The sequence below is a fragment of the Flavobacterium sp. Leaf359 genome (assembly GCF_001423985.1).
Taxonomy (GTDB): domain Bacteria; phylum Bacteroidota; class Bacteroidia; order Flavobacteriales; family Flavobacteriaceae; genus Flavobacterium; species Flavobacterium lindanitolerans.
Window position 1 is genome coordinate 200,877 of sequence record NZ_LMPW01000012.1, and the last position, 12,264, is coordinate 213,140.

A 12,264-nucleotide genomic window follows, 5' to 3' on the forward strand; every position below is an offset into this window, starting at 1 on the left:
ACAGACAACTGCGGGAAAACCCTACTTTATATTTTCAATTTCCTGTCGCAAAGAAACCAGGGCTCCATGTATTCTTTTTTCCACAGCCTTGACACTAATGTCGAGCAGAATTGCAATTTCACTGTATTTTTTGCCATCAATCCTATTCAAAAGAAAAGCCGTTCTTTGGCTTTCACTTAGGTTTTGGATGGCACGTTCTAATTTCTTTTTGAACTGTTCTTCTTCTAAAATAAATTCGGGACTTTCGTTAGTATGCTGTGAAGAACTTTCTTTTTTTACATAATTCAAGACTACCTTTTGATGTGCAATCTGGTTTAAGGTTGCATTATTGGCAACCGTATACAGAAATGATCTTGCTTTGCCTACAGGCACGTTGGCGCAGTTTTCCCAAAGTTTTACAAAAGCCTCCTGGCACATATCATTAGCCTGTTCTTCATTGCCAAACTTATACAACAGATAATTCCGTAAGGTTTTTGCATGGGAACGAAAGAAATCCGAAAAGACAATTTCTTCGCAGATGCTCCCAATTTTTTTTATTTCTTCCATACAGTTAAAGACAGTTCCTGACGTATAACAGTTAAGATGATAAAAACCCTACCTTTATATCTCATTATTTTTTTAAGTTTTCCAAATATAGGCTTTAATTAAAAAAAGTGGTTTGCCCGGGTAGGGTATTTTTGGTATTGCTTGTTTTATAGCAAAACCATAAACCAAATAATTATGAATATGAAAAAAGTTTTACAATCGATTTTAGTGTTGAGCTGTATTGCCGTTTTTGCCATTTCCTGTCAGGATGAAGAGAACGAAACACGCCAGAATGAAGAGACTTTAAGTAAGACAGCACCATTGACAGGTCTGATGAAAAGAGTGTCGATGAATGCAACGGCAGATGATAATGTCATTGACAGTACAAGCTGTTTTAGCGTAAAATTGCCGGTCAATTTGATTGTGAACAGCCAGTCGGTTACTATCAATACAGAAAATGATTACCATTTGGTAAACGATATTTTTGAAGTGACAGATACGGACCAGGATTATGTGGATTTTGTATTCCCGATTACAATTGTTTATCCGGATTATAGCGAAGTAGTGGTTCAAAATCAGACACAATTCAATGCATTAAAAGACGCATGCCAGGAGCCTGAACCGGAACAGAGGAATATTTCATGTGTTTCCATTCATTACCCAATACGTGTTTTTGGGTACAATAGCAATTACCAATTGGCACATACTTATACCATTCATAATGATATGGAGTTTTTTCTACTGTTATTCAATTTGAATGCTACTGAATTTTATGCAGTTGATTATCCAATTACCATAACAAACAGGGAAGGCAATCAGGTTACCATCCGAAACAATATAGAAATGACTGGTGCTATTCAGGACTGTGTCAATAACCAATGCCCGAATCCGAATATATTAACCAATGACCTGATAATTTATATGCCTTTTGCTAATGAGGTTCGTGATTTGATTAGTGGAGATTATGCTGTTCCTGCTGCTGCCACAACATTTGTAACAGACAGAAGTGGCAATGCGAATAGCGCTATTTCATTTACCCGTAACAACTTCCTTAGGCTAAATGTCACATCAGCCCGTAATATACAGGTTGAAAATCCATTAACGATAAGTGTATGGATTAAGATGCAAAATACCGTGATGGGCGATTTGGAACGAATATTTGAAAAATCAGATGGCAGTTCGAATCATCTTCAGCCACGATTTGGACTGGCAGTATACGATTTGAATACTCCGTTGTATTATGGTAATAATTACAGTCTTTGGGATAATGAATGGAATAGGGACCCAAACCTGCCAACGGATACTACAAGCTGGCACCATATAGTGATAACATTGGAACATGCAGCCGCAGGAAATATAAGTAATGTAAAAATATACAGAGACGGTGTTTTAAGAAATTCCGGGCAAGGTTCAGACCTGTTCCTGAATACACAGGCTTTTGATTATTATATAGGAAAAGATTTTCAAGGTTTTGTGGATGATTTGAGAGTTTACAGAAAAGCATTGACGCCACAACAGGTCACAACGCTTTTCCAATTAGAAGGCGATAATAATAATTGTTTAGATAATTAGTAGTTTAGTTAAGAAGGGAAACCAGACAGCAATGTCTGGTTTTTTTATTTACGATTGCTTTGCTGTCTCTTTGATACTTACCGTCTTTCTCTTATCTTTGCACCTTCAATAAAGAAAATCATTATGTTTGATAATTTAAGCGATAAGTTAGATAAAGCGTTCCATATATTAAAAGGGCATGGAAAAATCACGGAAGTTAACGTGGCAGACACTCTTAAAGAAGTGCGCCGTGCTTTGCTTGATGCCGATGTCAACTTTAAGATTGCAAAAGAATTTACAACCAAAGTAAAAGAAAAAGCAATCGGTCAGGACGTTTTGACAACCTTGCAGCCGGGACAACTTTTAGTAAAGTTGGTTAAGGATGAATTGACTGAATTGATGGGAGGCGATGCAGCGGGAGTTAATCTTTCAGGCAATCCAACGGTGATTTTAATGTCAGGACTTCAAGGTTCCGGAAAAACAACTTTCTCCGGAAAACTGGCGAATTATCTTAAAACGAAAAAGAATAAAAAACCGCTATTGGTTGCCTGTGATATTTACCGTCCTGCGGCGATAAACCAGTTGCACGTAGTAGGTGAGCAGATTGGTGTAGAAGTATATTCTGAGCCGGAAAATAAAAATCCTGTTGAAATTGCACAAAATGCTATCAAACATGCGAAATCAAATGGCTTTAATGTAGTTATTGTCGATACAGCTGGTCGTTTGGCGGTTGATGAAGAAATGATGACCGAGATTGCTAACGTTCATAAGGCAATCCAACCACAGGAAACTCTGTTTGTTGTGGATTCGATGACCGGACAGGATGCAGTGAATACAGCAAAAGCATTTAATGACAGGTTGAATTTTGACGGGGTTATCCTGACGAAACTGGACGGTGATACGCGTGGTGGAGCTGCAATTTCTATCAAATCTGTTGTCAACAAGCCAATCAAGTTTATTGGTACGGGTGAAAAGATGGATGCTATTGATGTTTTCTATCCTAACCGTATGGCAGAGAGAATCCTGGGAATGGGAGATGTTGTGTCTTTGGTAGAAAGAGCTCAGGAACAGTTTGATGAAGAAGAAGCAAGAAAACTGCAAAAGAAAATTGCCAAAAACGAATTTGGTTTTGATGATTTCCTGACTCAGATACAACAGGTCAAAAAAATGGGTAACATGAAAGACCTTGTTGGAATGATTCCGGGTGCCGGTAAAGCATTGAAAGATGTGGAAATTGAAGACGATGCCTTCAAACATATTGAAGCGATCATTCATTCCATGACACCGGGCGAAAGAAGCAAACCGGCAATTATCGACCTGAAAAGAAAAAACCGTATAGCAAAAGGTTCCGGAACGGATATCCAGCAAGTCAACCAGTTGATGAAACAGTTTGACCAGATGAGCAAAATGATGAAAATGATGCAAGGCGGTGGCGGCAAAAACCTCATGAGAATGATGGGGGGAATGAAAGGAATGAGATAACTAAAACATACATTAGGGCTTAAAGTTTCGGGCTGAAATTTTAAGCCCTAAAAATTTTTATAAACAACACTAACTAAAAGAGAATGCAACTACTAGACGGAAAAAAAGTTTCGGATGACATCAAGAATGAAATTACTGCCGAAGTGCAGAAAATGAAAGAAAAGGGCGAAAAAGTGCCCCATCTTGCTGCCGTAATTGTGGGTAATGACGGTGCCAGTCTTACTTATGTGGGAAGTAAAGTAAAAGCCTGCGAAAGAGTAGGTTTTGAATCGACCCTGGTGAAAATGCCAAGTACTACTTCTGAAACAGAACTTCTAAAAAAAATCCAGCAATTGAATGAAGATGACAATATCGATGGCTTCATTGTACAATTGCCTTTGCCAGACCAGATTGATACGCAAAAAGTATTGATGGCGATTGACCCTAAAAAAGATGTTGACGGATTTCACCCGGAAAACTTCGGGAAAATGGCTTTGGATATGAGTACTTTTATTCCTGCTACGCCATTTGGAATTTTGGAATTGTTGGAAAGATATGGTGTAGAAACGAAAGGGAAACACACCGTAGTTATTGGAAGAAGCCATATCGTTGGCAGACCAATGAGTATTTTGATGGGACGCAAAGGTTTTCCCGGAAATTCCACGGTTACTTTAACCCATAGCTACACTAAAAATATTGCCCAAATCACTACTCAGGCAGATATTATCATTACCGCTTTGGGAGTGCCAAACTACCTGAAAGCAGAAATGGTGAAGGATGATGCTGTGGTAATTGATGTGGGAATTACACGTGTTAACGATGATAGTGAAAAAGGATACCGAATTACCGGAGATGTGGATTTTGAATTTGTAAGCAAAAAGGCATCTTTTATTACGCCTGTTCCCGGTGGAGTTGGTCCAATGACTATTGCCATGTTGCTTAAAAATACGCTTCTGGCAAGAGAACAGAAACTTTTGAGAGATTAATAAGAAAAATAAAAACCCAAGGCTTTCCGTCTTGGGTTTTTATTTTATCTGTCTTTTCTGAAATTTCTATTGTCCTTATTTCTTGGTGGAATTTTTCGGATAACTCTTTGCTGAGGTTGCCTCGGTTCCGGTTTTGGAAGGCTTGCTTCTTCTGTTTTGCTTGAAGGTTCAATCAGTTGGTTCATATCTTTTATTTCCTTGTCTGTCAGTTCCCTGTATCGGCCAACCGGAACGTCAAGCGAAATATTGATAATACGGATACGCTTCAGTGCAGTAACTTCATAACCCAGATACTCACACATTCTGCGAATCTGGCGGTTCAGTCCCTGGGTAAGGATTATCTTGAAAATATATTTGCTAACCTGCTCCACTTTACATTTCCGGGTTACAGTATCTAAAATAGGAACTCCATTGCTCATTCTTTCAATGAACCGGTCTGTAATCGGTCTGTTAACGGTTACAATATATTCTTTCTCGTGATTATTACGTGCCCGGAGGATTTTATTGACAATATCGCCATCGTTTGTCATAAAAATCAAACCTTCACTGGCTTTGTCCAAACGTCCGATAGGGAAAATACGAGTAGGATAATTGATATAGTCAACTATATTATTCCTGACTTCCTGATTGGTTGTACACTCAATTCCCACCGGTTTGTTGAAAGCAAGATAAATTGGCTTTTCCTTTTTTTCAACAATCAGCCTTCCGTCAATACGCACTTCATCATTTTGGGAAACTTTTGTGCCCATTTCGGCTACAGAGCCATTAACGGTCACACGGCCTTCTTCGATAAGTTTGTCTGCCTCACGGCGTGAACAATAGCCTGTTTCGCCAATAAATTTATTGAGACGCTTGATATTTTCTTCCATAATGCAAAGGTAGGGTTAATTTACTTTTTAGGAAAACATCCTGATTATTTATATAAGTTGCTTTGAAACAGATAAATATTAATAAGTGCCAAGTTAGTGTGTCTGAAAAATATATATCTTGCATCAGATTTTTATGCATAATAACTAAAGCCCAATTATTTTGAAAAAAATTACTCTTGTTATAAGTTGTGCCTTGTTTTCGCTATCCGTTTCCTTCGGGCAGGACAGAAAAGGCAGTTTTGTTTTGGAAAAAGGAAGTGCATCTCACGAATTGTATGTTTCTTTTCAACCAACATTGCATTTTGAAGGAGAGGCATATCAGGCTGTAGTCCTTGAAAGAATACCAAACTTTAAGGTATTGCAGGAAGAATATAATATTGTTTTGGAAAAAGGAATATTGATTTCTGACGAAAAGCTTGAAGAAATGGAGCAGAAGGCAATTGAACTTACCGGAAAGGGAAATTCTGTAGCAAAATTACGCAACATACTTAAAGTAAGAATTGACAATCCTACCAACGAAAGGCTATTGGAACTGGCAAAAAAAATGGAAGGACTTCAGGAAGTGGAATATTGCTCATTAAATTCTTTAGAGCCTGTACAACCACCTTATGATATTGCCCCGACAACGCCAAATTTTGAGGTAAACCAAAACTATATCAGACCCAATCCCGGTGTAAACATGACCTATGCCTGGGGATTGAATCTTACGGGAGCAGGAATAAGAGTACGTGATGTAGAATATGGTTTTAATGCCAGCCATGAAGATTTAAATGAAAGAAATGTTTCAATAGCACCGGGAATGACAATTTCTGCTAGTGCCAGTGTAAGTTTCACGGAACACGGAACGGCAGTTTTTGGTATCGTATATGGAGATAAAGGCACTTATGGCATTTCAGGAATGGCTTATGGAGCTGCAGAAATGATGCTCGCTCCTGAATGGCAGCAATCCGGATATAATCGTGTTAATGCCGTTACACAGGCCATAGCAAATTCTACAGCAGGCGATGTTTTGATTTATGAGATGCAGGCAACAGGAGCCCAGGGAAATTTTGGACCGGCAGAATATGCTGGTACAATTTGGGATTTGACCAAAGCAGCAACCGATGCCGGAATGGTAATCGTAGCCGCTGCAGGCAATGGTGCAGAAAATCTGGATGATGCGGTTTATCAAAGCTATAGAAACAGAGGCAATAGCGGAGCCATTATTGTTGGAGCCGGAGATAATACAATAAACCACAATAAGCTTTCTTTCAGTACTTATGGTGACAGGGTAGATGTACAAGGCTGGGGAACGGGTGTTTTTTCATCGGGTTATGGTGATGCACAGCAAATAGGAGGTGATTTCAATCAATATTATACCAATTTTTCAGGAACGAGTTCGGCAACGCCTATTGTGGCTTCTTGTGCCATTGTCTTGCAATCCTATTATCATAGTCTTACCGGAAATTATATGACTTCTGTGCAGATGAGGAATCTCCTTAAAAATACGGGTTTGCCACAAGGAACAGCAACTACAGGAAACATTGGCCAGTTTCCGGATATGGAGGCAGCCATCCTTTATATTCAGGATGAGTTTTTAAGCAGGGAAAAATGGAGCGAACTGGAATTTATAGCCTATCCTAACCCGGTTCAGGACAGATTGACCATCAAAACAAAAGACCTGTCAGCAAATGCAAAAGTTGAAATCAGCAATTCTTTGGGACAGTTTATTTATAAAGGAGCGATAGCAGAGGAAAATACAATTGACCTGAGTTCATTTTCACAGGGACTGTATTTTGTGAAAGTTACTGATGGAAACAAAACGCAGACTAAAAAAATAGTGAAGAAATAAAAAAAGAGCATCATTAAGATGCTCTTTTTTTATCCCTATAATTGTCTTTTTCAAACAGAAAAGAGCATATCTTCTGATACAGCATGTCATCATGCATGCTATGTCCCAGGCCTTTGGTTTCTATAAAGACGGCTTCTTTCCAGGAACTTACTATTTTTTTAGCTTCTTCAAAGGAAACCACATCATCATCAATATCATGGGCTATGAGCCCTTTTATTTTAATTTTCGAGCCAAATACCTTTCCGGAAAATTCTTCAATTTTGATTTTGAAATGTTCCATAAAATGGTTCTCAATCATGCTGATGGCTTTTAGATTCAGGCTCAGCAATTTTGCATAATTTAAAACCAAAGTCTGTAAATCAGAAGGAGCGCCCAATAAAACTAATTTTTCTACGGCCTTATTCTGATAAAGGTGTTGGTAATATAGGGAAGTGGCCCCACCCATGGAATGTCCTACTAAAAATTGCGGTTTGTATTTTTCAACCACTACGTTTACAAACTCGGCATATCGGGGCACATTAAATTCTCTTCCTGATGACAAGCCGTGAGCCGGCGCATCCAGGGCAATAATTGTGCTGCCGCTTTCTTTCAAATAAGGGAGAAAGTTTTCCCAACGCGAAGCATTGCTCTCCCATCCGTGCACAAGTAATACATAGGTGTCATTACCTTCCCAAATATATACCGGGAATTGGTGTTCGTGAAGGTTTAGGATTTCTGTTTTGGCATTTTTCAGTACATCCGGCATCTGATTTGAGAAAAGCTTTCCTGTTCTTGGCTCGCTAAAAAACTTATAGGCCAGTTGTGACGCTTTCTTTGGAAATACGTAACTGAGCAGGTTGATATACAATCCTACAGATTTGGCGAGAAGAAAATTGCTTATCTTTTTCATAAAAAAAAGTCCCGATGATTATCGGGACTAAATATATCTAGAATTGTGAAAATAATTTCTCCATTTTCTCTTTTTCTTCATCAGCTAAGGCTGCATCAACCAAGATTCTTCCTGAATGCTCATCTGTAATTACTTTTTTACGGGAAGCAATTTCCATTTGAGTTTGTGGTGGAATCGTGAAGAAAGAACCTGCAGAAGCACCTCTTTCGATTGAAACTACTGCCAATCCGTTGCGAACGCTTCCTCTGATTCTCTTGTAAGCCTGCAGTAATCTTTCTTCGATTAAAGCTTCATATTCAGCTGATTTTTCAGTAAGGAAGATTTCTTCTTTTTCTGTTTCAGACATGATAGCTTCCAATTCTGATTTTTTGTGTTTTAGGTGAGCCGATTTTGCTTCTAATTTTTCTTTAGAATCAGCAATTACCTGCTTTTTGTGCTCAATAGAAGCTTTCATTTCCTTAATTTGCTTTTCAGCCAATTGGATTTCAAGCTCCTGGAATTCTACCTCTTTAGTCAAAGAGTTGAATTCTCTGTTATTGCGAACGGTTTCTTGTTGTTTTGTGTATTTTTTGATGGCTTCCTTATGCTCGTCGATAGCATTCTTTTTTCCTTTTATCTGCTCTTCGATAACTTCCAGGTCATTTTTCAATTTGTCAAGACGTGTGCTCAAGCCAGCCACTTCATCTTCTAAATCTTCTACTTCTAAAGGCAATTCACCTCTAACATTTCTGATTTCGTCAATTCTTGAGTCGATTAGCTGTAGGTCATAAATCGCTCTTAACTTGTCTTCAACACTCAATTCTTTTGTAGTCGCCATATTTTATAAGTACTTAACTGGATTTGTATTTTCTTCTGATAAAATGATTGCAAAATTAGGAATTTTTTTCGTAAGATAATCAACTATATAATTTTTTGTATAGCGTTCGCTTTCATAATGCCCGATGTCGGCTAAAAGTAGTTGGTTTTCAGCTTCATAGAACTGGTGGTATTTCAAATCGGCAGTCAAAAATGCATCGGCACCGGCCTGTATGGCCTTTTTAATGGCGAAACTTCCCGAACCACCAAGTACTGCCACTTTTTTAATTGGTTTTCCCAAATATTCCGAATGTCGGATTCCGTCCGCTTTCATTTTGTTTTTTACGAACAGCAGGAAATCTTTTTCCGGCATTTCAGTTTCCAATTCGCCAATCATTCCCAGGCCTATGTTTTGGTGGCTGTTTTTCAGGTCGTAGATTTCATAGGCAACCTCTTCATAGACATGGTTGGAAAACAAGGCTTTCAGAATTTTACTTTGCAGGTGTTTTTCAAAAGTGACTTCTATTTTTATTTCGGTATTTTCCACAAATTCACCACGTTCTCCAATTTCAGGGTTGCTGTTTTCGTTGCCCTGGTAGCTGCCAATTCCCTGCGTATTGAAACTGCAGTTTTCATAATTTCCAATGTTTCCGGCTCCGGCATCGAATAAGGAATTTCGCAATTTTTGATGGTTTTCAGGAATCGTATAAGTAACTAATTTTTGGATGAAGTTTTCCTTTGGAACCAGAGTTTTGGTGTTCTGCAGCCCTAAAGCATCACAAAAAATTTTGTTTACCCCGTTTTGATGGTTGTCTAAAGCAGTGTGTACGGCATAAATTGCAATATCATTTTTGATGGCTTTCAATACGGCGCGTTCAACATAATTTTTGCCCGTAATTTTCTTTAGCCCTGAAAATAAAATAGGATGGAAGCAAACAACCATATTGCACTTTTTTGAAATGGCTTCGTCAATCACATTTTCTAAGGCATCATGGCAGACCAGTATTCCTGTGGTTTCGTCTTCCGGATTTCCTGTGAGTAGGCCAACATTGTCAAAATCTTCTGCATAGGCCAGCGGTGCCATGGTTTCTATAACGGAAATTACTTCTTTTATTTTCATAACTTTAAATGAAATTTTATCAATCTGAGGTGATTTGTTTTAAGGCTTTGGCTGTAAAAAGCCTTTTAAATTCGGATTTGCTTTATGTTTCAAAGATAAAATATTATATTTTCGTACTATGATGTTACTACGAAAAATACTTCTTCCTTTTTCTGTTTTATACGGATTAATAACAAGCATTAGGAATTTTCTTTTTGACAAGGGAATACTTAAATCCTACTCCTTTGACCTTCCTGTGATTGCTGTAGGCAATCTTAGTGTGGGCGGAACGGGTAAAACACCTCTGATTGAATATTTAATTCGTTTGCTTTCTCCGGAATATCAAGTGGCAACCTTGAGCCGGGGCTATAAGCGAAAATCAGAAGGATTTGTTTTAGCGGATGAAAATTCTGATGCTGCCCTTTTAGGAGATGAGCCTTTCCAGTTTTATAAAAAATTCCCCAATATTAATGTGGCTGTTGATGCTGATAGAAAAAATGGAATCGAGCAGCTTTTGGAAATCGTACAACCGGAAATCATTTTACTGGATGATGCCTATCAGCACCGGAAAGTCAGGGCGGGATTTTATATTTTGCTCACAGCTTATGGTGATTTGTATGTGAATGATTTCATATTGCCGGCAGGAAACCTGCGTGAAGGTAGAAGTGGGGCAGAACGGGCGGGAATCATTGTGGTTACAAAATGTCCGCCCAATCTTTCGGCAAAGGAGCAATATGATATTAAACGGAAATTAAAAATAGATTTGGACCAAAAATTATGCTTTACGACCATAGCCTATGATACATTTGTTTTTTCCGAAGAAAACCAGCTTGCCGTTTCCGAAATAAAGGATGTTGATAAATTACTTTTGGCAGGAATAGCCAAACCCGAACCGTTTTTCGCATATTTGCAAAGCGATAACGATGTAGTCATGACTTTTCCGGACCATCATCATTTTACGGAAAAAGATATTGCAGAAATAAAAAATAAAGCACAAGACAAAAAAATCATTACAACCGAAAAAGATTTTGTCCGATTAAAAGGAAAACTACCGGACAGCCAGCTTTTCTATCTTCCAATAAAGAGCGATTTCATATCAGGAGGTGATGATTTTGATAAAACAATTTTAAATTATGTGGGAAAAAGTTCAAGAAACCGTTAATTATATAAAGTCAAAAACCAATTTTTCACCGGAATATGGGGTTATACTAGGCTCCGGACTTGGCGGTTTTACAGAAGATATCCAGATTGAGTTTACATTGCCTTACAGTGAAATTCCTAATTTTCCTGTTTCAACCGTTCAGGGCCATAAAGGAGCTTTGGTTTTTGGAACCATTGGCAGTAAAAAAGTAGTTGCCATGCAGGGGCGTTTCCACTTTTATGAGGGTTACGATATGAAAGAAGTGACTTTTCCGGTGCGAGTGATGAAATACCTGGGCGTTCAGCGATTGGTTGTTTCCAATGCTTCCGGGGGCGTGAATCCTTTTTATAAGGTTGGTGATATTGTAGTAATTTACGACCATATCAACATGATGCCTGAACATCCGTTAAGGGGCCATAACGATGAAAGATTTGGACCAAGATTTGTGAACATGAGTGAGCCTTATTCAAGAGACTTAATCAATAAGGCCAAGGCAATTGCTATTGAGCTGAATATTGAAGTAAAAGACGGAATTTATTACGGACTTCAGGGGCCAACGTTTGAAACGCTTTCAGAATACAGAATGGTAAAAATCTTAGGTGCTGATTGTGTTGGGATGTCGACCGTACCGGAAGTTATAGTAGCACGTCATATGGATATGGAATGCTTTGGAATTTCTGTCATTACAGATATGGGTGATGAACATAATATCGACTCTGTTTCCCATAGCGAAGTGCTTGAAGCAGCCAAAAAGGCGGAGCCAAAAGTGAGAACGCTTATCAGGGAATTGATTTCAAGAAATTAATCTTAAATGACTATCGGTTATTTTATACGAAATCAAAGAATAGTGGATTTAGCCACAGATCAAAATGATTAGACAGATTTAAAGAATTCATATAAAATAAAAGAAAACCCGAAAAAGGCTTACTTTCATAACCTTTTCTTTGATAAGACTTTATACTTTGCGGCTCTGCGCCTTTGCGTGAAATAATTGCTCGCAAAGGCGCAGAGCCGCAAAGTTCTTAATAATAGAAATTGAACGTTACCTAATTATAGCATGAATTTCTTAAATCAGCGATTAAAATAAAATCGCTGTGAACCGACAGTATCAAAGTCA

The 12,264-nt window shown here is 38.3% G+C and carries 11 protein-coding genes; 6 read left to right on the forward strand and 5 right to left on the reverse strand.

The features are described from left to right. Nucleotides 1-21 precede the first annotated feature (21 nt). Entirely contained in the window at nt 22-546 is a 525-nt protein-coding gene (locus ASG38_RS09175) for an RNA polymerase sigma factor (protein ID WP_056069553.1), read from the reverse strand. Nucleotides 547-726: 180 nt separating this feature from the next. On the opposite strand from ASG38_RS09175, the gene ASG38_RS09180 reads away from it, so the two are divergent. From ASG38_RS09180 to ASG38_RS09190, 3 genes are all read left to right on the forward strand, one after another. Next, nucleotides 727-2,097 (forward strand): LamG domain-containing protein, encoded by a 1,371-nt coding sequence (locus ASG38_RS09180; protein ID WP_162239685.1) that lies wholly within the window; start codon nt 727-729, stop codon nt 2,095-2,097. 123 nt (nt 2,098-2,220) lie between these two features. Beyond that, a complete protein-coding gene (gene ffh / locus ASG38_RS09185) occupies nt 2,221-3,558 on the forward strand; it encodes a signal recognition particle protein (protein ID WP_056069559.1) in 1,338 nt (445 codons plus the stop codon). Nucleotides 3,559-3,641: 83 nt separating this feature from the next. Further along, nucleotides 3,642-4,523: a bifunctional 5,10-methylenetetrahydrofolate dehydrogenase/5,10-methenyltetrahydrofolate cyclohydrolase gene (locus tag ASG38_RS09190; RefSeq protein WP_056069561.1), complete on the forward strand. Its 882-nt coding sequence runs from the start codon at nt 3,642-3,644 to the stop codon at nt 4,521-4,523. 44 nt (nt 4,524-4,567) lie between these two features. On the opposite strand, the gene rluF is transcribed toward ASG38_RS09190, so the two are convergent. Next, nucleotides 4,568-5,392 (reverse strand): 23S rRNA pseudouridine(2604) synthase RluF, encoded by an 825-nt coding sequence (gene rluF / locus ASG38_RS09195; RefSeq protein WP_056069564.1) that lies wholly within the window; start codon nt 5,390-5,392, stop codon nt 4,568-4,570. A 160-nt stretch (nt 5,393-5,552) separates the two neighbouring features. Here rluF and ASG38_RS09200 point away from each other — a divergent pair, with 160 nt between their 5' ends. Next, complete coding sequence (locus ASG38_RS09200; RefSeq protein WP_056069567.1) at nt 5,553-7,223, forward strand: S8 family peptidase; 1,671 nt, start codon at nt 5,553-5,555, stop codon at nt 7,221-7,223. Between the two features lie 13 nt (nt 7,224-7,236). Here ASG38_RS09200 and ASG38_RS09205 read toward each other — a convergent pair whose 3' ends face one another. The 3 genes from ASG38_RS09205 to ASG38_RS09215 are packed head-to-tail and all read right to left on the reverse strand — an operon-like array spanning nt 7,237 to nt 10,027. Beyond that, entirely contained in the window at nt 7,237-8,112 is an 876-nt protein-coding gene (locus tag ASG38_RS09205; RefSeq protein WP_056069570.1) for an alpha/beta hydrolase, read from the reverse strand. 37 nt (nt 8,113-8,149) lie between these two features. Beyond that, entirely contained in the window at nt 8,150-8,929 is a 780-nt protein-coding gene (locus ASG38_RS09210) for a zinc ribbon domain-containing protein (protein WP_056069573.1), read from the reverse strand. Nucleotides 8,930-8,932: 3 nt separating this feature from the next. Then, on the reverse strand, nt 8,933-10,027 hold the full coding sequence (locus ASG38_RS09215; protein WP_056069576.1) for a Nif3-like dinuclear metal center hexameric protein: 1,095 nt from the start codon (nt 10,025-10,027) through the stop codon (nt 8,933-8,935). A gap of 118 nt (nt 10,028-10,145) precedes the next feature. On the opposite strand from ASG38_RS09215, the gene lpxK reads away from it, so the two are divergent. Then, nucleotides 10,146-11,168 (forward strand): tetraacyldisaccharide 4'-kinase, encoded by a 1,023-nt coding sequence (gene lpxK / locus ASG38_RS09220; RefSeq protein ID WP_056069579.1) that lies wholly within the window; start codon nt 10,146-10,148, stop codon nt 11,166-11,168. Next, nucleotides 11,140-11,952, forward strand: a complete 813-nt coding sequence (locus tag ASG38_RS09225) for a purine-nucleoside phosphorylase (protein ID WP_056069581.1) — start codon at nt 11,140-11,142, stop codon at nt 11,950-11,952. The genes lpxK and ASG38_RS09225 overlap by 29 nt, the downstream gene beginning before the upstream one ends. Nucleotides 11,953-12,264 lie beyond the last annotated feature (312 nt).

What these genes read in the sequence shown, in the direction of transcription:
- ASG38_RS09175 (WP_056069553.1), bottom strand. Translation starts at nt 546, where the DNA reads ATGGAAGAAATAAAAAAAATTGGGAGCATCTGCGAAGAAATTGTCTTT.
- ASG38_RS09180 (WP_162239685.1), top strand. Translation starts at nt 727, where the DNA reads ATGAAAAAAGTTTTACAATCGATTTTAGTGTTGAGCTGTATTGCCGTT.
- ffh (WP_056069559.1), top strand. Translation starts at nt 2,221, where the DNA reads ATGTTTGATAATTTAAGCGATAAGTTAGATAAAGCGTTCCATATATTA.
- ASG38_RS09190 (WP_056069561.1), top strand. Translation starts at nt 3,642, where the DNA reads ATGCAACTACTAGACGGAAAAAAAGTTTCGGATGACATCAAGAATGAA.
- rluF (WP_056069564.1), bottom strand. Translation starts at nt 5,392, where the DNA reads ATGGAAGAAAATATCAAGCGTCTCAATAAATTTATTGGCGAAACAGGC.
- ASG38_RS09205 (WP_056069570.1), bottom strand. Translation starts at nt 8,112, where the DNA reads ATGAAAAAGATAAGCAATTTTCTTCTCGCCAAATCTGTAGGATTGTAT.
- ASG38_RS09210 (WP_056069573.1), bottom strand. Translation starts at nt 8,929, where the DNA reads ATGGCGACTACAAAAGAATTGAGTGTTGAAGACAAGTTAAGAGCGATT.
- ASG38_RS09215 (WP_056069576.1), bottom strand. Translation starts at nt 10,027, where the DNA reads ATGAAAATAAAAGAAGTAATTTCCGTTATAGAAACCATGGCACCGCTG.
- lpxK (WP_056069579.1), top strand. Translation starts at nt 10,146, where the DNA reads ATGATGTTACTACGAAAAATACTTCTTCCTTTTTCTGTTTTATACGGA.
- ASG38_RS09225 (WP_056069581.1), top strand. Translation starts at nt 11,140, where the DNA reads ATGTGGGAAAAAGTTCAAGAAACCGTTAATTATATAAAGTCAAAAACC.